Annotated in this window: 23 protein-coding genes; 16 read left to right on the forward strand and 7 right to left on the reverse strand. The window is 39.1% G+C overall.

The window, feature by feature from the left end; all coding sequences use genetic code 11:
* The first annotated feature begins 4 nt into the window (after nt 1–4).
* From RCG21_RS14715 to narI, 5 genes are read left to right on the forward strand one after another with little or no spacing between them, the layout of a single operon-like run.
* Nucleotides 5–295 (forward strand): hypothetical protein, encoded by a 291-nt coding sequence (locus RCG21_RS14715; protein WP_133333338.1) that lies wholly within the window; start codon nt 5–7, stop codon nt 293–295.
* Entirely contained in the window at nt 282–3947 is a 3666-nt protein-coding gene (locus RCG21_RS14720) for a nitrate reductase subunit alpha (protein WP_308913326.1), read from the forward strand. The genes RCG21_RS14715 and RCG21_RS14720 overlap by 14 nt, the downstream gene beginning before the upstream one ends.
* Nucleotides 3937–5439, forward strand: coding sequence for a nitrate reductase subunit beta (gene narH / locus RCG21_RS14725; protein ID WP_133333336.1), 1503 nt, complete (start codon nt 3937–3939; stop codon nt 5437–5439). The genes RCG21_RS14720 and narH overlap by 11 nt, the downstream gene beginning before the upstream one ends.
* Entirely contained in the window at nt 5439–6038 is a 600-nt protein-coding gene (gene narJ, locus RCG21_RS14730; RefSeq protein WP_235824731.1) for a nitrate reductase molybdenum cofactor assembly chaperone, read from the forward strand. Before narH ends, narJ begins: the two co-directional genes overlap by 1 nt.
* A gap of 12 nt (nt 6039–6050) precedes the next feature.
* Nucleotides 6051–6740, forward strand: coding sequence for a respiratory nitrate reductase subunit gamma (gene narI / locus RCG21_RS14735; RefSeq protein WP_308913327.1), 690 nt, complete (start codon nt 6051–6053; stop codon nt 6738–6740).
* A 55-nt stretch (nt 6741–6795) separates the two neighbouring features.
* Here the strand turns inward: narI and RCG21_RS14740 are convergent, their stop codons facing one another.
* From RCG21_RS14740 to RCG21_RS14750, 3 genes are all read right to left on the reverse strand, one after another.
* On the reverse strand, nt 6796–7029 hold the full coding sequence (locus RCG21_RS14740; RefSeq protein WP_133333334.1) for an ABC transporter: 234 nt from the start codon (nt 7027–7029) through the stop codon (nt 6796–6798).
* A gap of 141 nt (nt 7030–7170) precedes the next feature.
* Entirely contained in the window at nt 7171–7707 is a 537-nt protein-coding gene (locus RCG21_RS14745; RefSeq protein WP_133333333.1) for an HXXEE domain-containing protein, read from the reverse strand.
* Between the two features lie 217 nt (nt 7708–7924).
* Nucleotides 7925–8431, reverse strand: a complete 507-nt coding sequence (locus tag RCG21_RS14750) for a hypothetical protein (RefSeq protein WP_308913328.1) — start codon at nt 8429–8431, stop codon at nt 7925–7927.
* A gap of 250 nt (nt 8432–8681) precedes the next feature.
* Here RCG21_RS14750 and RCG21_RS14755 point away from each other — a divergent pair, with 250 nt between their 5' ends.
* From RCG21_RS14755 to RCG21_RS14780, 6 genes are all read left to right on the forward strand, one after another.
* A complete protein-coding gene (locus RCG21_RS14755; RefSeq protein WP_208025322.1) occupies nt 8682–10163 on the forward strand; it encodes a multicopper oxidase family protein in 1482 nt (493 codons plus the stop codon).
* A gap of 150 nt (nt 10164–10313) precedes the next feature.
* Nucleotides 10314–12446 (forward strand): outer membrane protein assembly factor BamB family protein, encoded by a 2133-nt coding sequence (locus RCG21_RS14760; RefSeq protein ID WP_133333331.1) that lies wholly within the window; start codon nt 10314–10316, stop codon nt 12444–12446.
* Between the two features lie 170 nt (nt 12447–12616).
* Entirely contained in the window at nt 12617–12943 is a 327-nt protein-coding gene (locus RCG21_RS14765; RefSeq protein WP_133333330.1) for an antibiotic biosynthesis monooxygenase family protein, read from the forward strand.
* A gap of 33 nt (nt 12944–12976) precedes the next feature.
* Entirely contained in the window at nt 12977–13504 is a 528-nt protein-coding gene (locus RCG21_RS14770) for a DinB family protein (protein ID WP_133333329.1), read from the forward strand.
* Nucleotides 13505–13803: 299 nt separating this feature from the next.
* A complete protein-coding gene (locus tag RCG21_RS14775; protein WP_133333328.1) occupies nt 13804–15546 on the forward strand; it encodes a M6 family metalloprotease domain-containing protein in 1743 nt (580 codons plus the stop codon).
* Nucleotides 15547–15795: 249 nt separating this feature from the next.
* Complete coding sequence (locus RCG21_RS14780; protein ID WP_133333327.1) at nt 15796–16317, forward strand: ferric reductase-like transmembrane domain-containing protein; 522 nt, start codon at nt 15796–15798, stop codon at nt 16315–16317.
* A 351-nt stretch (nt 16318–16668) separates the two neighbouring features.
* On the opposite strand, the gene RCG21_RS14785 is transcribed toward RCG21_RS14780, so the two are convergent.
* Nucleotides 16669–17592: a DMT family transporter gene (locus RCG21_RS14785; RefSeq protein WP_308913329.1), complete on the reverse strand. Its 924-nt coding sequence runs from the start codon at nt 17590–17592 to the stop codon at nt 16669–16671.
* Between the two features lie 156 nt (nt 17593–17748).
* Here RCG21_RS14785 and RCG21_RS14790 point away from each other — a divergent pair, with 156 nt between their 5' ends.
* Both RCG21_RS14790 and RCG21_RS14795 read left to right on the forward strand, forming a co-directional pair.
* Complete coding sequence (locus tag RCG21_RS14790; protein ID WP_133333326.1) at nt 17749–18201, forward strand: MarR family winged helix-turn-helix transcriptional regulator; 453 nt, start codon at nt 17749–17751, stop codon at nt 18199–18201.
* A 230-nt stretch (nt 18202–18431) separates the two neighbouring features.
* Nucleotides 18432–19808 carry an amino acid permease gene (locus RCG21_RS14795; protein WP_133333325.1) on the forward strand — a complete coding sequence of 459 codons (1377 nt, stop codon included), beginning with the start codon at nt 18432–18434 and terminating at the stop codon, nt 19806–19808.
* A 44-nt stretch (nt 19809–19852) separates the two neighbouring features.
* Here RCG21_RS14795 and RCG21_RS14800 read toward each other — a convergent pair whose 3' ends face one another.
* Complete coding sequence (locus RCG21_RS14800; protein ID WP_133333324.1) at nt 19853–20485, reverse strand: LysE family transporter; 633 nt, start codon at nt 20483–20485, stop codon at nt 19853–19855.
* A 191-nt stretch (nt 20486–20676) separates the two neighbouring features.
* Here RCG21_RS14800 and RCG21_RS14805 point away from each other — a divergent pair, with 191 nt between their 5' ends.
* Both RCG21_RS14805 and RCG21_RS14810 read left to right on the forward strand, forming a co-directional pair.
* Entirely contained in the window at nt 20677–21018 is a 342-nt protein-coding gene (locus RCG21_RS14805) for a hypothetical protein (protein WP_133333323.1), read from the forward strand.
* Between the two features lie 98 nt (nt 21019–21116).
* The gene (locus RCG21_RS14810; protein WP_133333322.1) at nt 21117–21629 is read left to right on the forward strand and encodes a DUF3231 family protein; all 513 of its coding nucleotides are present in this window, start codon (nt 21117–21119) and stop codon (nt 21627–21629) included.
* A 109-nt stretch (nt 21630–21738) separates the two neighbouring features.
* On the opposite strand, the gene RCG21_RS14815 is transcribed toward RCG21_RS14810, so the two are convergent.
* Complete coding sequence (locus RCG21_RS14815) at nt 21739–22107, reverse strand: carboxymuconolactone decarboxylase family protein (RefSeq protein WP_372512672.1); 369 nt, start codon at nt 22105–22107, stop codon at nt 21739–21741.
* A gap of 41 nt (nt 22108–22148) precedes the next feature.
* Complete coding sequence (locus RCG21_RS14820; protein WP_308913331.1) at nt 22149–22322, reverse strand: asparagine synthase; 174 nt, start codon at nt 22320–22322, stop codon at nt 22149–22151.
* Between the two features lie 266 nt (nt 22323–22588).
* Between RCG21_RS14820 and RCG21_RS14825 the strand changes: the two genes are divergently transcribed.
* Nucleotides 22589–22759: a hypothetical protein gene (locus RCG21_RS14825; RefSeq protein ID WP_165976188.1), complete on the forward strand. Its 171-nt coding sequence runs from the start codon at nt 22589–22591 to the stop codon at nt 22757–22759.
* Nucleotides 22760–23080: the final 321 nt, after the last annotated feature.

The raw sequence follows: 23080 nt of genomic DNA on the forward strand, positions 1-23080 counted from the left end.
TCGTTTGTTTTCATTTCAAGATGATGCCCTACTCGTTGATGACCGAGAAGATTTAATTGCTGTGCTGCGGATGAGATTCGGATCTATTCCTGGTGAAATGATAGAGGACATTTACGGAATTGTTGATATGAATGCGCTGCAACGACTCATTCTATCAGCTGCAAATGCAGCAAATTGGGATGTTTTTTTGGAAGAATTTAATGAAGGTAGAGACTCTTTTCGATTATTGGGTGAAAAATTTAACCCGTTAAGAGATCGATTGAAAGGGAGAGATGGTCTCGATGGAACAGCATAAAAATAATTTGCTTCATTCACTTAAGCATCTTGTCCGAGGGGAGCGCATTAATGATGGATGGACAGAGGAAAACCCGCGGTCGCGTGATTGGGAATCGGCTTACCGTGGCCGTTGGGGTCATGATAAGGTAGTCCGGTCCACTCACGGAGTGAATTGTACAGGCTCGTGCAGTTGGAAAATCCATGTGAAAGACGGCATTATCACGTGGGAAACCCAACAAACCGACTACCCATCAACGGGTGATGATTTTCCTGAATATGAACCAAGAGGATGTCCGCGTGGTGCCAGCTTCTCCTGGTATACATATAGTCCAACACGGGTAAAGCATCCCTATATCCGCGGAGATCTCTATGCTTTATGGAAAGAAGAATTGGGCAAAGCAGAAAACCCTGTACAGGCGTGGGAAAATATCGTTTCGAATCCCGAAAAACGTGAACAATACGTAAAAGCACGTGGCAAGGGCGGGTTTGTCAGGGGAACATGGAAAGAGATTTGTGAAATGATTGCTGCCGCAAGTATTTATACGATTAAAAAATATGGTCCCGACCGAATTGTCGGATTCAGTCCAATACCGGCGATGTCGATGGTTAGCTATTCTGGTGGAACAAGATTTCTATCGTTAATTGGTGGGACTATTTTAAGCTTTTATGATTGGTATGCTGACCTGCCGCCTGCTTCTCCACAGGTTTGGGGCGACCAAACAGATGTACCGGAGAGTGGAGATTGGTATAACACGAAATATTTTATTATTTGGGGAACGAATATTCCTCAAACCAGAACACCAGATGCCCATTTTATGGTCGAGTCCAGATACAACGGAACAAAAGTTGTTGGTGTTAGCCCAGACTATGCGGAATATGAAAAGTTTGCAGATTTGTGGTTACCGGCGAAAGAAGGAACCGATGGGGCACTTGCGATGGCCATGACCCATGTGATTTTAAAGGAATTTTATGTGGATAAAGAAACTCCTTACTTTTTGGAGTATGCCAAACAATATACAGATTTACCTTTTTTAATTACGTTGAACAAAAAGAACGAAAATTACCGCTCTGACCGTTTCTTACGGGCATCAGATCTTTCTGACCAAGAGGAGCTTGGTGATTGGAAAACTGTTGTTTGGGATGAAACTACCGATAATTTTGCAATTCCAAACGGCAGCGAAGGATTTCGGTGGGATAAAGGAAATCAGTGGAATTTAGATTTATACAATATTAATCCAAGAATGAGTTTTTTAGAGGATTCTGAAGAAAGAGTCATGGTTGAATTTCCGTACTTTGGCGAAAAAGAAGGCGGATTGGTTATACGCGAAGTCCCTATTAAAAAAATAAAAGACAAATCTGGGAACGAATTAATCATTACAACTGTTTATGATTTGATGTTGGCCCATACTGGAATCAATCGAGGGTTAAAAGGTGAATACCCATCGGATTATAATGATGAACAAAGACCCTATACACCTGCATGGCAAGAGAGCATTACGGGTGTCAACCGGGCACATGTCATTCAAGTTGCCAGAGAATTTGCAGAAAATGCTGCGTTAACAAAAGGGAAATCGATGATTGCCATGGGTGGTGGCACGAATCATTGGTATCATAGTGATCAGATTTATCGATCGATCTTAAACCTTGTGCTGTTAACGGGTTCACAAGGGGTCAACGGCGGAGGCTGGGCACATTATGTCGGGCAGGAAAAGGTGCGCCCATTAGAAGGTTTTTCACAAATTGCATTTGCGAATGATTGGGTGAAAGCTCCAAGATTTATGAATGGAACTTCCTTTTTTTATTTTGCCACCGAACAATTCCGCTATGAGTATGTAAAAGGGGAAAGTGAAACAGAATGGGGCAGTCAATATTCGAATATGCACCCTGCTGATTTCAATGCGCTCTCTGCTCGATTAGGATGGCTGCCAAGCTTCCCTCAACTATCGCAAAATTCATTAGATGTAGTGAAAAATGCCCGGTCACACAATAACGATGACCAAGCGGTAATCAAAGATATTACGAAACAACTAGTTGAGGGGAAACTGGATTTTGCGATTGAAAATCCAAATGACCCTCGGAACTTCCCACGTGTCTTTTTCAATTGGCGCTCCAATCTATTAGGTGATAGCGGAAAGGGTCATGAGTATTTTGTCAAACATTTAATCGGCTCAAAGGATTCTGTTTTAGGAGATACTGAAAGCTCCTGGCAGCCTGAGGATATTAAGCTTTCCGAAACGCCCCCTGAAGGGAAAACGGATCTGTTTGTCAGCATGGATTTCAGAATGACTAGTTCAGGGCTTTTCTCCGATGTCATTTTACCGGCGGCTACCTGGTATGAAAAGTACGACATTAGCAGTACCGATTTACATCCATTTGTACATCCGTTTAATGCAGCGATCACTTCTCCATGGGAGACGAGAAGTGATTGGGATGCTTTCAGAGAAATTGCTAAAACCTTTTCTGAGCTGGCCAAGAAACACCTCCCGGCCCAGGAAGATCTCGTCCTGTCACCACTGGCACACGATACGATTAATGAAATCGCTCAGCCTTTCGGAAAGGTAATGGACTGGCGAAAAGGGGAAGTCCAGGCGATTCCGGGTAAAACCCTTCCTAACTTTAAATTCGTTAAACGGGATTATCCAAATGTCTATGATATGTGGATTACCGTTGGACCGAATATTAAAAATGGTTACGGTACAAAAGGGGTGAAAATCCCTGGAGATAAAGTTTATAAAGAATTACTCGACCGGCTTGGACCTTCCAAACATATTGGCATTGGAAAAGGTTTTCCTGATCTTTATTCTGATAAAAAAGCGATCAACGCGATTCTTTTAATGTCAGGAGCGACGAATGGGAAAAGGGCGGTTGAAGGCTGGAAATCGATGGAGGAAAAGACAGGAAAAAAACTGAAGCACATCTCTGAAGGACGCGAGGAAGAGGATTATACCTTAGATGCCTTAACCGTCCAGCCAAGGCCAGCAATCTCTACACCTGTCTGGAGTGGATTGGAAAATGATAATCGCAGGTACTCTCCATTTACGGTTAATAAAGAATTTAATATTCCTTGGCATACCCTTACAGGGAGACAAAGTTTTTATCTCGATCATGAAGTCATGCTTGATTTTGGAGAGGGCTTTCCTTTATACATCCCTCCAATTAACAAAGGGGCTTTTATTAAAGGAGAAAAAGAAGTCGAAAACAACGGTAAATCGATTACGCTGCGTTATATGACACCTCACCAAAAATGGGGGATTCATACCATGTTTACGGACACGAATAATATGGTTCAGTTATTCCGCGGCTGGCAGGTAGTTTGGATGAATGAAGAAGATGCGGCTTCGATTGGGATTAAAGATAATGACTGGATTGAAATGTATAACCGTAATGGGGTTGTGGTGGCAAGAGCCGTGTTAACGTACCGGATGCCAAGAGGAGCGGTTTATATGTACCACGCACAAGACCGTCATATGGGAGTTCCGGGAAACACCATTAACAGAAATCGCGGAGGAACTCATAATAGTGTCACAAGAATTGTGCCAAAAGCGACCCATATGATTGGCGGATATTCACAATTAAGCTATGGATTTAACTATTACGGACCAACCGGGAGTCAAAGGGATACGATGACAATTATCCGACCGTTGAAGGAGGTCGATTGGCTTGAGGATTAAAGCACAAGTGGCGATGGTTATGCACCTTGATAAGTGTATTGGCTGCCATACTTGTTCTGTCACTTGTAAAAATGTTTGGACAAACCGGCCGGGAATGGAATATGTCTGGTTTAATAATGTTGAAACCAGACCTGGTGTGGGCTATCCAAAAGAATGGGAGAACACCGACCGCTATAAAGGCGGTTGGGTCCTCCGAAATGGGAAATTGCATTTAAGAGCCGGCGGGCCCCTTTCAAAGCTTGCAAATATTTTTTACAATCCGAACATGGCAGACCTAAACGAATTTTATGAACCGTGGACATATGATTTTCAACATCTTCATAAACGAAAAAAAGGGGAGAGTATTCCGGTTGCTCGTCCTCGGTCGATGGTTACAGGAAACTATATCGATAAACCCGTATGGGGTCCCAATTGGGATGATGATTTAGCCGGTGGCAGCGAATCCGTCCCAAATGACCCGAATGTTCGAAAACTTCAAGAGCATATCAAAACTGAATATGAAAAGACGTTTATGATGTACCTGCCGCGGATTTGTGAGCATTGCTTAAATCCGTCCTGTGTCGCTTCATGTCCTTCAGGTGCCTTATATAAGAGAGATGAAGACGGGATAGTATTGGTAGACCAAGATTCATGCCGGGGTTGGCGTTTTTGCATGAATGGGTGTCCTTATCATAAGGTGTACTATAACTGGAATACACATAAAGCGGAAAAATGTAATTTTTGCTATCCGCGTACAGAAGCAGGGCTGCCCACGGTTTGTTCGGAAACCTGTGTGGGAAGGATTCGTTATATTGGAGTAGTTTTATATGATGCAGACCGAGTCAAAGAGGCTGCCTCCGTTGAAGATCCAAAAGATCTGTATGAATCCCAGCTTTCCGTCTTCCTCGATCCGTTTGATCCGGAAGTAATTGAAAAAGCTCAGGAACAAGGCATCAATTATAATTGGATCCAAAGTGCACAAGAATCACCGGTTTATAAAATGGCGATTAAGTGGAAAATTGCATTGCCTCTGCATCCGGAGTATCGAACCATGCCAATGGTATGGTATGTGCCTCCACTTAGCCCGATCATGAATCATATCACCAATGAACAGGATTTAAGTGCAGAAGGTTATATTCCTGCTGTGGACCAAATGAGAATTCCAATGGAATATTTAGCTTCGCTATTAACTGCAGATGATACCACTGTCATCCGAAGGGTTCTGCTCAAAATGGCAGCTATGAGAGTTTATATGCGGTCCAAAACAGTAGGCGGGGTGGATCCGCAGAAAATGACGAAATTGATAGATGAAGCAAGCACGACAAAGGAAGAACTAGAAGATATGGCTAGGTTGCTTGCAGTTGCCAAATACAATGAACGATTTGTGATTCCAACAGGCCGCCGTGAAATGGACGATGATTTGCATTATAAACAGGGAGCATGCAGCATTGAAGACCTAGCACCACCTGAAGGAATGACAACCTACCCATTTGAAAGAAGTGAAAATGCATAATGAATGAAAAAAAGGCCATTCTAGCCATCTTGGCTCGGATGATGGATTACCCAGAGGAAACGTTTTTAAATGAACGAACGACTGTTGTATCCTTTATTCAAGAAGCAATTTCAACAGAAGAAATACAAAGGGAGGTAGTGGAGAGGCTTCATCCTCTTTACGAGATGCCTTTAAAGGAGTTACAGGAGTTATATGTATTAACCTTCGATTATAAGGACAAAACCAACCTGTACTTAACGGCCCACGAGTTAGGGGACAGCAGAAAACGCGGTTTTGCCCTAATCGAATTGCAAAAACTTATTTTTGAAGAAGGATTCGAGACAGTTGGAAAGGAATTGGCGGATTACATTCCAATGCTGTTAGAATTATTAGCGGTTGCCCCGGAAGATGAAAAATTCAACAAACTTTCACGAAGGGTTGCTTTCGCCATTAATCGGATACTATCAAATCTTACGGAAGATAATCCTTACAAACGAGCTATTGAAGTATTGATGATGTATGTATTCGAGGCTCCTGGGACGGACGAAATTTCTGCATTAGAGATACTCCGGGAGCAAGCAGATCTAGATGAATTGCCATATCCATTGATGTATCGCTAAGGAGGGGATGAGATGGAAGTTGTTTTTTGGTGGACCATTTTTCCTTATATATGCGGAACAATCCTAATCGTAGCAACCTTTTACCGCTTTGTGTTTCGAGGGAAAAGTTGGACAGCCCCGTCAACCGAAATTTTTGAAAAAAAAGGGTTAAGAGTGGCGTCGGTTGTTTTTCATTATGGGATTATTTTTGCTTTTGTAGGGCATGTAATGGGCGTATTAATCCCATTGGAGGTGTATAATGCACTTGGAGTTGAAGACCATGTGTACCATTTCTTTGCCATTGCAGGTGGTGGGATTGCTGGTCTAATGGTGGTAATTGGTTTAGTATTAATGCTCATTCGAAAATTTACAACTCCAAGGGTTCGCGTCCATACCACAGGCGGCTCCTACTTCACCATTATTTGGTTATTACTGGTGGCGGGATTAGGTACCTATATGACCCTCATTTACAATACAACAATCGGTGAATACGAATACCGTTTATCAATCGGGCCATGGTTTAGAAGCTTGTTTACTTTACACCCTAAGTCTGAATTGATGTTGGGAATCCCCACTCTATTTAAGGTCCATGTCATTTGTTCGTTTATCTTATTTGCTTCGATTCCTTTTACGAAACTCGTGCATATGTTCAGCTTTCCTTTACGGTATCCAACACGGGCGCCGCAGCAATACCGTTCAAGGAATGGTTATAATAAACAGTAAGCAATAAAGATAAAAAACAGTCACTAACTAGAGGGACTGTTTTTTATCTTTATTATCATCGGCAGCAGCTCCACGCTCGCTTGAATACATATAATCCAAAAACAAAGAAGGCAAGGAAGCCAATTACCGCAATAAGGATCGTGAAAAAATGACCAAGGTTCCCTAAGTCAATTAAACGAAAGAAATCAGTAATGAACCCCAATACTGCAAATAGCAGCCATATCACACCGGTAAAAAATCCAAGAAAAATTCCAAAAATGTGACAGTGGCCGTGACAATGATGACCCATTAAGTTCACCTCCTGTCAATGCTTGTTCAACATTATGGTATGCGGAAAATCAAAGCCTTGATTATAAAACGAACAAAAAGAGGCTTCTACACAAAAGGCACAATCTCCTAAAAAGATGAATTCCTAGATAGAATGGATGGATTAACGATTGAATCGTTGCCCTAAAAGATTCCCAATAAGAAAAATGGGTACCATTACCATACTGAAGGGAATACTTTTAAATAGTAAATGTCCATCTATGAGACCTAATTCAAACAAGCAAGAATAGGTGAGAAGAGAATATGGAATGACGATTATGAATGCAGTAATCACACCAGGCGTATACACACGCAAAATGAAGGTTTGGCCAATATGAGAAAAAGCCTGAAGGAAAAATATATTTAATACAGCAATAAAGAGAAGAAAGTTTCCCCCCATTGGAAGATGGAAAGCGGTTTTAAACGTGATAAAAGTTATAATAAGCAAAATCCATGCAACTGAGATAGAAAACTGGGTGGATTTCGTACCTAGCATTTTTTTTACCTTAAACGCAAATTTGGCTAGAAAAGACCTTGGGACATTGTTTTTGAATTTGGCCATAAAACTGTCCAATGTTATGATCTCTTCTAAAACATGGAACATAAAAATAATAGGGAAAAACCAAATAACTGCTTCAATAAAGAAAGGTGTATATGCCACTTGGGTTTTTTCCTCCTTTTTATTAGGAATAAATTGGATAGTTTAACAAGGCAAAACAGAGGTTTTGGTGCCTTATTATTAATCATATTTGTTCCTATCGCAGGGAAGAACCACAATAAAAGGTTTTAGGCGGGGGGCCAGGGGGATCTTAGTAGAATAGGGCTCCTCCTCAGGCTGCATACAATTGAGGGGAGCCAATACATTTATCGAATTAAAGTTAAGGAATATATTGTTCCGTAATTTTCGTAACAGCTCCTTTTCTAATTTCAATATGGAAAGGAACTTGATAGTCTTTATTCCGTTGTTTCAAAAATCGAATAAACTGGCTTCTTGTCACTTTTTCATTCCATTTTACTTGATAGGAATTCCTTGTCTGTAAAACAAATTGAGCGTTTTTCGAAATTGTAAAGGTCCGTATCCTTGGATTTACATTTCGAATCCAGTAACCATCGGGAGCACCATCCATATCTTTGCTGCATTTACAGTCTTTTAAAAATTCCCTGTCAGCCGCTTTTCCAAAATACCATTGGATATAATCGAATTTTCCTACCCATTTACCATGAACCTTTTTGAAGGATGTGATATAGGTAGCGGCTTTTACTGTTTTAGAATGTTTGGTAGTCTTCATTTTTGCGTTTACTTGTGACATAGGTAAAGGCAGTAATAACATAGTAAAAATTAAGAATACAGGAAAAATTATTTTTATTAATCTTTTGAACTTCATTCGTCTTTCACCTCACTATATTTGTATCTATACCCAAAATATAATGGGTGAAACTTGAAAAAGATGTCGATATAAAGGATGTAGAAAAATATTCTTTCGTTCCGTTAATGGGAAGTTAAATACGTAAGGAAGCATATTGTATTGAATTTTTATTTTTTCATGTTTATGATAGATTCGGAGGAAGAAAACGAGTTAATTACTATATTCAAATATGAAGAGGTTTGAAGTAGAAAGGAAGTAAACGGAGAAGTTGAAATCATATACTAAATTAATGATCCCCTTGTTGGTGTTACTTGTTTTCGGTTTGGCTGGGTGTGGCGGAGATAAACCAATAACTAATGTTGGTCAACTACATTTTGACCATCCATTAAAAATTCCGCAACTTCTTAAACCAACCATTAGTTCGGACGGTACGAAACATTTTCAATTAACGATGCAATCAGGATCGACAGAATTTTTACCAGGGAAAAAGGCGAAAACATGGGGACTCAATGGTTCCTATCTTGGTCCTACAATAAAGGTTTCACGAGGTGACCACGTATCCTTTGATATAGTAAATCATTTGGAAGTGGCTTCAACTTTACACTGGCATGGGATGAAATTACCGGCAGTGATGGATGGGGGCCCACATCAGATGATTGAAGCAGGAGAGACGTGGTCGCCCCATTGGACTATTGATCAACCATCTGCAACTACTTGGTACCATCCTCATGTGCATGGTAAAACAGCACAACATGTGTACCGGGGACTTGCAGGAATGTTTATTATCGATGATAAGGATTCAAAAAAATTGCCATCTAATTATGGTGTCGATGATTTTCCGCTAATTGTGCAAGATAAAATGTTTACAAAAGATGGGCAGTTATCAGAGAAAGACGATACCACCTATGGTACACTTGGAAATGAAATCCTCGTGAATGGTACGTATGACCCATTTCTTAAGATAACTGCTAGTCAAGTGCGTTTTCGACTGCTCAATGCTTCCAATGCTAGAGCCTATAATTTTGGCTTTACGGATGGCAGGTCGTTTAAACTTGTAGCAAATGATGCCGGACTTTTACAGAAACCGGTCACATTAAAACGCTTTAAGTTAAGTCCGGGGGAGCGTGCAGAGATTGTTGTTGAATTTAAACCTGGTGAGAAAACCGTTCTCCACAGTTATAACAGTGGTGGGGAAATTGATCGTGGTGAATTTGATTTATTGAAAATGGATGCAGCTTCTAAATTAACAGAATCTGCTCCATTAGCCGGTCAACTTTCTACAGTACCGCCAATCGAGGTTCCAAAGAATGCGAAGCTACGTCAATTTAAAATGACGATGGATTCAAAGATTAACGACAAAAAGATGGTAATGGATCGAATTGATGAGATTGTGCCTGCGGGGGCGAAAGAAATATGGGAAATTGACAATTTTGGCTCTTCACACAACTTTCATATTCATGATGCAGCATTCCGAGTATTGGACATAAACGGTCAGAAACCACCAGAGTATGAAAGAGGAAGGAAAGATACCGTGTTTATTCCGAATGGAGCAACGGTGAGGCTTGCCGTGGAATTTGTGAACTTTGCCGACCCTAAGCACCCGCTTATGTATCACTGCCATCTTTTAAAACATGAGGATTCCGGGATGATGGGGCAATTTTTACTCGTAAAACCAGGTACAGAATCAAAAGTATCCAAAAAATTGCCTAAAAACGATATGGAATATGAACATAATGGTCACCATGAATAAACATATTTAAAGGGACTAGATTGTAGTAGGATGACCTCCAAACGGTCATCCTTTTAATTTTGTGTCTGAAACGTAACTAAGAATAACCTCACCATGTAGGCACCTATGCATAAAATGAATAGTGCCAAAAGGGAGGTGTGATGTTCAAAAATGATGCATTTCAATCAACATTATATAAATAGTTTAATAACCCAAAATCAGCAATTAAGGCAAAGAATAGCCGAATTAGAGAATCAAGTTAAGGTTCGGAACATAAGGGCTGATAACGGGAACTGGCCAATGCATTTGGCTGACCAGGGAAACACCAATTTTTCAACTGCAACTGTGCCTGTAGATTTGACATTAAAGAAAGATCCATTTAATAATGCTTCATCCCTGTTTAGTGTCGACCAGAATCAGCTCTATTCTGTTGAGCGGATTGAGAAAAAAATCCTTTCGGCAACCGACCTGGATACCTATAAAGAAAAATGGGATTTTTCAACCGAAAACAAGGATGCCTTTCTAGACCTCATCGCAAAAGATGGAGTAATCTATGCTTCAACAATGAATCAACTGTACGCCATTCAGGATACAGGGGCGGCTCCGCAAACACTTTGGACAATTGATACCTTTGCCAGCCGGCTTTTAATTGATCAAAATACCTTATATTACTACACCAGAGATGTTAACATGATTGAGGGAATTGTCGCAGTAGATGCAAAAACGGGACAAAGAAAATGGAACTATACGCTTAAAACCAATGAGAGAATAGATGGAGCATTCGCAGTTGGCGGTAACCGGATGTATGCTATTATCCGGAATCCAGTTCAAATGACCGTTCGCTTATACGCATTCGATTCTGCTAGCAGCACGGTTCTTTGGACATTCGATTTTTCTTCAAGTGCATCCATCTACGGAGCTCCGGTCTATAAAGACGAGAAGCTTTATGTGGATGCCAAAGATAATACAAGAAATTTATGGGCATTTGATCCGGCAACCGGTAGGACATTATGGAAATTTGGTCTTACCGGTATGTTTACACAGCCAATGTCCGTGACGAATGATTCTCTTATTGTTTTGGATGAAAAAAATATCTTTGGAATTGATAAAAATACAGGAACGCAAAAATGGAAGACAATGTACGGAGAGCAGTTTGTTGCTGGCGGGCTTCAGACTGTTGTTGGCTCAAGAGGAATGGTTGTCGCGTCGGACAAAATTATTTTGGAGAACTACAACAAAATTAAATTTTATAATTCAGCAACCGGCCAGCTAATTTCAGCATCCATCCAGCTGTCGACCACCACTGGCGGTCTTGGTGTACGACCAATTGGAGTCATCCAAGACACCATTTTTGTAACAGAATCCAATCAAATCCTTTATACGTATGCAGTACCAAAACCAACCCAGGCAGATACCGAAAAGCCAACCGCAACGATCGATTTGGCACCTGTTAATCAGCTTTCGGTTCAGGATGGGAAGAATCAAATTATTATCCCGGTGACCATAAGTGAAACGGCAGATATGAATGTTACCGTTGTCGACGAAAGCGGCCAGCTAGTACAGACGATCGGATGGGACCGCCATTTGAAGGGTACATCTTATTTTTATTGGGATGGAAAAAACAACCGCGGCTTTAACGTAACTCGGGGCAACTACTATCTTATTGTCAAGCTCACCGATCTTGCCGGAAACACGAATGTGTATAATAACCGTGAAAACATCATTCAGATAACAGAGGGTTTCGGTTTGACAGTGAAAAATTCAAACCTGCGTTCAGGACCAAGCACACAAAATCCAATCCTACTGACCATTCCTGCCGGTTCAGAAGTTACGATAACAGGGGAAACAGGTGATTGGTATCAGGTATCCTATAGTATGGTCACCTCGGTGCTGAAAGGATTTGTCTCCAAGCCATTAATCAAGGTTCCATCCAATCAGGAAATACTTCAGATAGACAGTGGAAAAACGCGGGTAAACGCCAATGTTCGGACTTATGCCGGGACACAGTATGATATAAAATTTATGCTTCCGATGAATACGGATATCAAAATTGTTTCAGCTATTGGAGACTGGTATGTAGTAGAATACAAGAAAGATGCCTATTATTCTGATCAAGGATATATAGCAAAATATATTGTAACCCTTCCAACTGTATCCACTGTTGTTTATACTGTTGTTGCGGGAGATTCGCTCTGGAAGATCGCTCAGAAGTTCGGGGTAACGATTGACTCTATCGTTAAAGCCAATAACCTCGATCCTAATCAACCGATTTATATCGGACAAAAATTGAACATTTTAAAATAATAATGTTTTATAAAGGGGCCTCGAGCCCTCTTTATATATCCATCTTGAATTTATCCAATCATTAGTACTTTAATAAACATTAAATATAGTAACAATGTTTAAGAATGATATTTTTTATTTTCAACGAATAAAATGATCGTAAATTAAAACCTTTTGTGAGGAGCATACGGATGAGTGGAATTGCAAAAACTCCCGAACCGCCATATTACGCAGTAATTTTTGCGTCGGAGAGAACGGATGGAGACAAGGGGTACGCAAAAATGGCGGACAAAATGGTAGAATTAGCTTCACAGCATTATGGATTCTTAGGAATGGAAAGTGCAAGAGATGAAGGATTAGGGATTACAGTTTCTTATTGGGATTCATTAGAATCTATTAGAGAATGGAAGGAAAATTCAGCCCATAAAATTGCACAAGATAAAGGGAAAACAGTGTGGTACAAAAATTTTGCTCTTAGAGTTTGCAAAGTAGAGAGACATAGCTTTTTTGAAATGTGAAAATCTAGTTAATCCTATTGAAAGGGGTAATTTATGAATTTTAATTTGAATGAAGCCATTGAAGTGCTGGAACGAACACCACAAACCTTAGAGTATTTTTTATCAGGTTTATCGAAAGAATGGCTGCAATCTAATGAGGGTGAAGGAACCTGGAATATCTCTGAAGTGGTCGGGCACCTCATTGAAGGTGAAAAACATGATTGGATTCCAAGGATGGAGATCATTCTTCAGGAGGGCGAGGGTAAACCATTTCCTCCATTTGACCGATATTCTCACTTAAAAGAAAATCCTAAAAGATCGATTGAGGAAAAGTTGCAAGAATTCAAAACAATGCGGACACAAAATGTTACGAAACTTAAGAATCTTATTGAAACTGAAAGGCATCTTGAATTAACCGGCATACATCCGGCATTAGGTAAGGTACAGATAAGAGAATTACTTTCAACATGGGTTGTTCATGATTTAACCCATATATCCCAAATTGTACGAGTAATGGCTGAAAGGTACAGGAAGGATGTTGGTCCTTGGATCGAGTATTTAGGAATATTGAAAAATAAATGATTTTTTTCAAAAATTAAGAGTTGCCCACGGCAGCTCTTTTTTAATGCTTTAATGTGGTGCTTAGTTGAGCAACTGAAAATAAATTGAGGGTGAAATGCACCTAAGGAATGGTTCCGCAATAGGCAATTGTTAGTTAATCTCCTGGCTCTATCTTTTTTCCTAGTTGTGCGAAGGTCATTTTTCTTATTTTTTAAAAAATACCGAAAATATAGATTTATCAGAAATTAATTGATGATATAATATTTTTGCAATCGAATTATTCGAGTTGAAACTTTTCAGAAATCGGAGGGTATGTGAATATGTGGAAAGTGTTATCTACAACTGCTTTATCTTTAGCTCTTCTAGGCGGGGCAGCATCCGGGATTTCGGCGAATCAATTATCTAAACCCTCGAAATACCAATTAAGTACCCCGGAAATGGTTTCTCCATCACCGGAATATGAAGCATATGCAAAAGCAAAGGGCTTGGATTTAACAAAACAAGCGAAAAAATTAAAAAACCTCCCAAACGGAAAAAAGTTTAATGCACCAGGCAATAACCACGTGACGTACTCACCTACAAAAAGCAACATTCCAATGTTAGTATTACTCGTAAAGTTTAAAGATGAACAACCTTTAGGAGCTCCTGCTGAACAGGTTCCTGCTAAATATTTTAATGACTTAATATTCGGGGATAGATACAATCCATATGAACTTCCTGAATTTAAGCAATATGACGGACCGAATGTTCCAAAAGACAAAACGATGCAAAACGCCTACAAAGAAAGCAGCTACGGAAAAGTCACTCTTACAACAGATGACGCTCCAACTGAATGGATTACGCTTCCACATAATGCCGATTTTTACTTAAGCCAGAAATTAGGTGACCTTGATAATACCAACGGATATGCTCATGTCGGACAGCTAGTTGCTGATACCCTTGAAGCAGCAGATGCTCAAGTGGACTTCTCGAAATATGCGGTAGATGGGGTCGTTCCAAACGTATTTATCGTACACGCCGGAACAGGAGCAGAATGGTCCGGGGATCCTCAACAAATTTGGTCACACAAGTGGGATATTCAATCTGCTCTTTATTATGGTAAGTACTACCAAGATGGGACCCTACTAGATGTAGACGAGTTTATGAACGATAATGCAGGCAAATGGACCAAGGACGGAGTGGAAATCGGAACCTACACCATTGAACCGGAAATCGGCGGAAACGTTGCTGGATATGATGATACAAATGGTAAATACAGTGATGCATTAAAAAGCGGTCCGTATCCAACTCAAGCAGGCGTTTTCTCACATGAATTCGGCCATGCTTTAGGTCTTCCTGATCTATATGATGTCGACTACTCCTCAGAAGGGGCTGGAAACTATACGATAATGGCCGGCGGTTCATGGATGAGTTATCCAAACGGAAATGCCTACATGGGTAACTCGCCAACTAGCTTTGATCCATTTTCCAAAATATTCTTAGGATGGGCAGAACCAATTAATGTCAAGCCTGCTGATGGGGCAAAAACAATTACGCTCAAGCCTGTTAACCAATCAAATTCAAATAACGCATTTGTAAAAATGGAGGTTCCTGGTTCGAACGGAACGGAATACTACTTATTCGAAAACATTCAGCAGGTTGGATTTAACCAAGGTTTAGGCCGTGAAGGTGCCAATGCGCATGGACTTGTTGCATGGCATGTAGACGAAAATACGCTGAGCCATTACCAGCAAGGGTATAATGATGTGAATAGCGTGGAGAGCTTCGGCAAAAAGCTATATAACGTAAGCACTCCTGTAAATGGTGTTTCGCACTATGGGTTATCGGTTGTACAAAAAGACGGTAACTTCGACCTTGAAAAAGGCGTCAACCGTGGAGATGAAAAGGATTTCTTCCAAACAGGAGATGTTCTGAAATCAAACGGTGCAAACGTTTACTCAGGATCCTTCTACTTTTATAAAGGTTATAGTGCAACGGGGTTATCTGGTATCAATGTAAAAGACATTAAAGAAAATCCAGACGGAAGCATAACCGCTACGTTCTTCTACCAAAACGATAAATAAAAACTAGGGCTGCCCCAATGTAAAATTTGGGGCAGCCCTTTTTGATCATCAACTCGTCTTCTTTTTTTGCACATCGTATTCTCTTAAATTCTCATACATTCTAAAAACTTTATGGAATTGAATTAAGGATAAATTAAGATAACTTTTATAAATTAAATCTGCAAGAGGAACCTGAAAGCAGGATTAAATCACAATTTAAACTAACCGAATGTAATGAATAAATAGAAATGTGGAGGGGAAGCGAATAATATGGAATCTCTTGAATGGTACTTAATACGAGCAACAGGAGTGGTGGCATATCTACTATTATATCTAGCAGCTTTAACTGGACTTTATTCTGCGTTTCAAAAGAAACGAAAAAAGAAAATTAGCGGCATTCTTCATTTTCATGAGGTGCTTTCCGATTGGTCCTTAATTGTGACGTGCGGACATTTAGGGGTTTTACTGATTGATTCGTACTTCCCATTTAAACTATCTGAAGTGCTGATCCCTTTTGCCAGCGGATATGAAACCATTTCAATGGCAATGGGGACGATTGGCTTTTATTTTTTCATATTAACCTTTTTAACATCAAAATTCCGGAAGAAAATTGGTTATAAAAGATGGCAAAAATTGCATGCACTAAATCCCATCTTGTATATCCTCGTGACTTTACATGGTCTAATAAGTGGTTCGGATTTTCCGGGAACTATTTTGGCTGCTGTTAATCTAGTTCCAATCATTTTTATGGCCGGAATGTTGCCTTTGAGTAAAAATAAACTAGAAGCTTAATTAAACCAAACTAGTAGGGTCAGAGTGTGATTTTTGTAATAGTTTTTAGTTTAATAGAATGTTATAATAATGGATGTTTTAGATGTAATTAAATATGGAATAGAAAGCGTACGGAGGTGAAAAAAATGGATTACGGTCTTTATGTTATCCTTGGATTGTTTGTTATTGCAATGGCAGCAACTTCTGTTATGTTTAGTAAAATGATGAACGAATAGATTAAAAACGGCATATGCCGTTTTTTTGTTTGATTCATGATTGGAAAATCTTGTTCAAACCAATGATGATGACTAAACTTTATAAGCGAAAAAGACCTCTAAAAAACCGCTCGAATTTCATGAACGGTTTTTTTTCTTACATATTAACCTTTTGGTTTTTTATTTTTAAAAATGGAAAATACTTCGAGAATGGGATTTCAGCTAATAACATACCAAATAGAATCAATAGGCATCCAAAAATGGAGCGGGTTCCCAAAGTTGTTCCATTCCAAAGATAATCAGCTAGTGCAGCAAAGACAGGTTCCATTGAAAAGATTAAAGCCACCTTTGAAGGACTGGTCGACTTTTGAAAAAAAGTCTGGGCAATGTACGCATAAGCTGTTGCAAAAATACTTGTGATCAATAACGCAATAATCACCGATGGATGTGACAAAATAGTTAGACTAAGCGTAGGTTCAAAGATCAACGCAAAAATTCCACTCAAAACCGAAACGGTAATTAATTGAGATAAAACAAGATATAAGACGGAGGCCTGAGAAGCAAACTTTCCTGTAAAAACCATCTGGAGACCAAACGCAAATGAACATAAAAGTGCTAACAAATCCCCGATATTTACTCCTGTCATGCCCGTGAACGCCAATAGGTAAAGTCCAAAAACAGCTAATAGAACGCCAATTATTCCTTGAAAGGTAGGTTTTTGCCGTAGAATGAAATATGAAATAATCGGCACAAGTGCAACGGCCAATCCTGTTAAAAATCCAGATTTCCCTGATGTCGTGTGTAATAAACTAAAGGTTTGCAAGGCATATCCTAAGAACAATAATAACCCAAGAAAAGAACCAATTTTAAATTCAGTGATGAGGGTTTTAAGAGAAAATTTTTCTTTCTGTGTAAAAAATAGAAAGAAAAAAATCAGTACGGCAGCTAAACCAAATCGTAGAAAGTTAAAGGAAAATGGATCGATGGTTGATATGGCTTCCTGGACCACAACAAACGTAATCCCCCAAATGAATGCGATACTCAACAATGCAGAATTAACAAGCCAACGATTATGAATCAATAAAAACAACTCCCTTTTTTTAGTGGAAAAATCAGTGCAGAGTGTCACGAAATAGGTTTGCTCACTTTTCTATATTTCATTGTTAGGTCATAATGTAGTATATATGAAAAATATTTTGTTGTAAATACAACAAAATATTCTAAGGGGATTGTTTTTATGAGAGAAATACTAAGAGAAATTGGAATGATTGCCAGAGCGCTAGATTCGATTAGTAATATTGAATTTAAAGCATTCGACCTAACAAAAGGCCAATATTTGTACTTAATTCGCATATGTGAAAACCCTGGAATCATTCAAGAGAAAGTGGCGGAAATGATTAAAGTAGACCGAACAACCGCTGCTCGTGCCATTCAAAAGCTTGAACTCCAAGGCTTCATTGAAAAAAGAAACGATGAAGAAAATAAAAAAATAAAAAAGCTCTATGCTACAGAAAAAGGCCAGGAAGTGTATCCATTTCTAAAAAGAGAAGGGAATTATTCAAACAAGGTTGCATTAAATGGATTTTCTCCACAAGAAATAGAGACAATTTATCAGCTGCTTCAAAGGGTAAGATCCAATATTGATGTGGAATGGGAGTATGTTAAAAAAGGCAACAAGAGGGAATATTAAAGAGCATTGAAGATGCCTACATTTTAAGCAAATGTAGGCATTTCTAATTTCTTGATCATTCCTTTGTTTGATTTAAGATGACAAATAAAAATTATTCATACGAAGAAATACAATAATCCGGGATTGAACCCGAACGAATGAATATTTAGCCATTATAACGAAAACGATAGAGTGAGGAAACAAGGCTTTGAGGAATTTCCCTAGTTATCATTTATACGAGGAGATTAAGAATGGATTTTTTTATACCTAGCAGCAAAAAAAGTGAAAGCAAAGATAAAAATTTAAAGTGGTGGCAATTGTCGCTGATTGGTGTGGGCTGTACTATTGGCACTGGATTTTTTCTTGGATCTACGATTGGCATTGAAACAACAGGTCCATCAATTGTGTTTTCTTTTTTGTTAGCAGCGATTGGAACCTATATTGTCTATAGCTTATTAGCTAAAATGACTGCTAAGGATCCACAAGAAGGATCATTCTGTTATTATGCAAACAAAGCATACGGACGTTGGGCAGGATTTAGCTGTGGCTGGAATTATTGGTGTTCCAATATTTTAATCATGGGAAGTCAACTGACTGCACTCTCCATTCTTTCGAGATTTTGGTTCCCGAATATTCCTCTTTGGATCTTTGCGGCCGGATATGCGATTCTCTCGATTATTGTGGTCATAACGGGCAATAAGGGGTTCGACAAAGTTGAAAATCTTCTGGCCGTTATTAAAACAGCTGCGATTATTATGTTTATTATACTTGCCGCGGCTGCAGTATTTGGATGGCTCCATGGGGATGTAAAACATCCTGGGTTTCCACATTCATCTCAAGAATTTTTCCCAAAAGGTTGGAAAGGTTTTTGGTCCTCTTTAATTTATGCCTTTTACGCTTATGGGGGAATAGAGGTTATTGGCCTGATGGCGGTAAGGCTTAAAAAGAAAGAAGATGCTCCCAAAGCGGGAATTATCATGTTAATTGTCCTTGTCGTGATCTATATTATTTCACTGGGACTAGCTGTTTATATGGCTGCTCACGGGGCATTTAATGAAAAAGAAAGTCCTTTTGTAACGGCATTAGACAAATATCATTTTGGTTTTTTTCCACATGTATTTAATGCTGCTATTATTTTAGCCGGATTTTCAACGATGACAGCGTCCTTATTTGGGGTAACTACACTTCTTGTGACCCTAGCAGATGGCGGGGACGCTCCAAAGTTTTTTTCAAACAAACTAAAAAATTTTAAGCAGCTTCCTTTACCTTCTTTGGGACTAGCGACAATTGGATTGATAGCCTCAATCATAACAGCCTTATTGCTACCTGGTAAAATTTATGAATATATTACTACCGCCGCAGGCATCTTAATCTTATTTAACTGGTTGTTCATCATTATTTCTGCACTTCATATTTTAAAGATAAAAATATGGGGAAAGATTATGGCTTTTATCGGAATCGCGCTCATTTTAGCTGCGGTGAGCGGGACGTTGATGGAAAAAAATATTCGAATGGGTTTTTTTGTTAGTTTACTGTTTGTAGCGATTATTGGTATTGTTTCATTTATTATGCAAAAGATGGTTTGGAATAAGAAAGAAGGGCATAATCCTTTAGGAGAGTTCTCTTAATATAGTGTCCATCCAGGCCCCCAATCAATAGGGGGCTTTTTTTTTCAACCTAATAATGCAGTAATTCCCTGATAGCCAAAATATAGGCCAAAAACAACTAAAGAAACACCAGAAACGATTGAGACCGCTATGAGACTTTTGACATTTAGCATTTTTCGGAAACCCGAGGTAAGTGCAGCAACAAAGACGTCCCAAAGAGTCAAACCAAGAAAGATCATACTACTGTAAATTAATAGAGATTCTGTACCGTTGGTTTGGACAGTCTTCGCTAAGACCGAGCCATAAATGCCTAACCAAAATAAGATGGATAAAGGACTGGTGATTGACATGATGAATCCGGTTAGAAAGCACTTTAATAACGATTCCTTGTTTCTAGTATAGTCCAAAGTAATCGTATTTGAATTCTTTATACCTTCTAATCCAGAATAGATAAGAATAAAGCCTCCAAATAGCCAAACGAAAATTTGAACGATTGGAATTCCAAGAAATTGAACCATTCCCAAATAAACCAGCAACATAAAGATTCCATCTGCTATCATGGATCCTACGCCTACAATCCAAGCATGCCAAAACCCGTTTTTAATCCCCTTATCCAATCGGGCTGAATTTACGGGCCCAATTGGAGCTGCTAATGTAAAGCCCAAAATTATGTAGCTAATTAATATACTTGTATTCAAAACACCACTCCAATTTGTACCTTACCAAGACTTGTACATTTTATGAAAAAAATCGTAGCTCAAGTCTAAAAAATAAAAAAAGATAAAATTTATGGTTTTAGTAGGATTCAAATGGATACATTTTCAGAATTTATTGTTTGATTAAGGGGGAAAATAATACAGCGCATGCAGAACTTTAAGGAGTGAAATCTATGTCCGTTTTAGTTTATCAAACATTTGAAATCAAACAGGATAAATATAAAGAGGCAATAAATAATTTAAGAGAGATTAAAAAATTTAGAAATGATCATTACGACCAGAAGGTTGAAATATTAACTCCCGTTACTGGGAAAGACCATACATATACCTTTCTAACGACTTATGAAGGATTAGCTGAAATGGAACTACAAGGGAAGAAGATGTTCGAAGATGAAGAGTATATAGAGCTGATTGGAGAATTTTTTTTAGAAAATATAGTCCAGGGCACGATGTATACTCAAATTTTTCGGACGTTAAGTGAGAAGGAGAGTGATAAAAAAGGCAATAAGAAATAATTCATAGTCGCACTGATAACTGGGAAAACTAAATTGGTAGTTCATGAAAGGTGTTTCTGTTAATGAATAAATTTGTTTACACGCTAAGGAGGGCAACAATGGGAATTTTAAGCGGGAATCCGAAGGAAGAGCCTTTACATTATGGAGAAGTTTTTGATCTTTGGGCTTCAGTATTAGCGGGAAATGGAATGATTGCAGGGTATCAAACGATGATCAATCATGCAGGAGACGAGGATTTAAAAAAGTTATTATTAGAAGCCGTCGATACATGTCAGCAGGAAAAAAAGCAAGTGGAGGAGTTATTAAAAGAGAATGGAATCGGGTTACCCCCAGCTTCACCTGAACCACCTGAAGTTTGTTTAGAGGATATTCCAGTAGGAGCTAGAATTCCTGATCCCGCCATTGCTGCGACGCTTTCCGCTGATATTGCTGTTGGTTTAGTGGCGTGCAGTCAAATTATAGGAAAATCAATCAGGGAAGATGTTGCTTTAATGTATGGCCAAATCCATATCCAAAAAGCAGCACTGGGCGCTAAGGTACTCCGATTAAATAAGGAGAAAGGCTGGCTCATTCCTCCTCCATTACACCTAAATAAGCATGGGGATTGTTAAAATTGGGGCTTTCCACTTAGGAAGCCCTTGAATACTTTTTAGACAGGGTTCGAGAAATGGTTGTAACTAAATAACCCCGGGGTATAGAACCCTCGGGGACAAAAGGATTTTATTGTTTTATTTGATAAAAGTCATCCATTACTTGTTGTACTAATGTGACCGCCTGGCTCATCACTGCTCCACCGCCAAACGCTGCTGTAACACCTATCGCTTCAAGTATTTCTTCCTCAGAACACCCTTGGTCTAGGCAGCCCTTCATGTGATAAATGATGCAATATTCATCTTGAGCATGAAGACTAATGCCTAAGGCAATTAATTGCTTTTCCTTTTGACTTAATGTCCCTTCCTGAAAACAAATTTCTGTAAATTCATTGTACGCCCTTGCCAAATTCGGCATTTTCTTAGTAAAGTTGCCAATTCCTTCTTTGTAATCAAGTAACGAGGATACTGATTGATTTTGTAAGTCCAATTGGCTCACTCCTTATTTTGAATTTGTTCCAAAGATGCACTTGATTATTGCTAACGACGATGCTGGATAAGGTCAATTGATCCTAAAACGATGTGAGCTAACCCAAAACCAAATACAGTATTCGCAATCATTTTATTGGTTCCTCGTTTCTGTTTTAGCGCATAACCAGTTGCAGTAACAGCTGTGCCTAAGACAGTAGGAATGACACCTTCCTTAATATTCATACTGATTTACCCCCAGTATTGTAATCGTACCCTTGAACATTCTTATTTGAGCGTTCAGGAATAGTATTTTTCCGATACATAGGTTAGATACGAGAGAAAAAATCCCTGTATATTTTCTTAAAGGGTTTTACGTGCAAACAACTTCCGATGAATACGTAATGGTAAAAATGAAAAATATAAAGAGTGGATAGCTTTTAGAATATATCCAAATCATTAATAATCAATTGCTAAAATCTTCAGAATACCTTTGATAGGAGAACAAGTATATGTCTGATAAACAAGCCCTTAATAATCAAAAACAAAGCGGGAAGTATCAGCAAGGATCAGGGTCCCGATATCATGAAGAGCATGCAAGCCATGTCCCAGATTACGGAGCAAATATTGTAGACCCAAATGCACAAGGTTTAAGCAACAACACAAATAAAACTAGCCAATAATTGGTTTTAATGATAAAAAAGGTCATCATTCATTGATGGCCTTACTTTTTAGTGTAAGGCTATGTTAAAGGACAATGTTGATTATTGAACAGCAGTTGATTGGAGCGGAAGGCACGAAGACTCTTCGAAAATGCTAACGCATTTTCTTCGTGCGTGGGCGGATTCAAGGAAGCAATTCAGTGTCCTGTGGGAGTACGGGACAGGGGAGACCCCTCAGGAGCATAGCGACGAGGAGGATCCCCGAACCGCCAACGAACCGCTTGTGCCTGGAGCGGAAATCAACATCAAGTTTAGCAGAAGATATCAACGATTTATTCAGAT

Origin of the sequence: Bacillus salipaludis (assembly GCF_030938565.1) — a bacterium.
Classification (GTDB): Bacteria; Bacillota; Bacilli; order Bacillales; family Cytobacillaceae; genus Neobacillus; species Neobacillus salipaludis_A.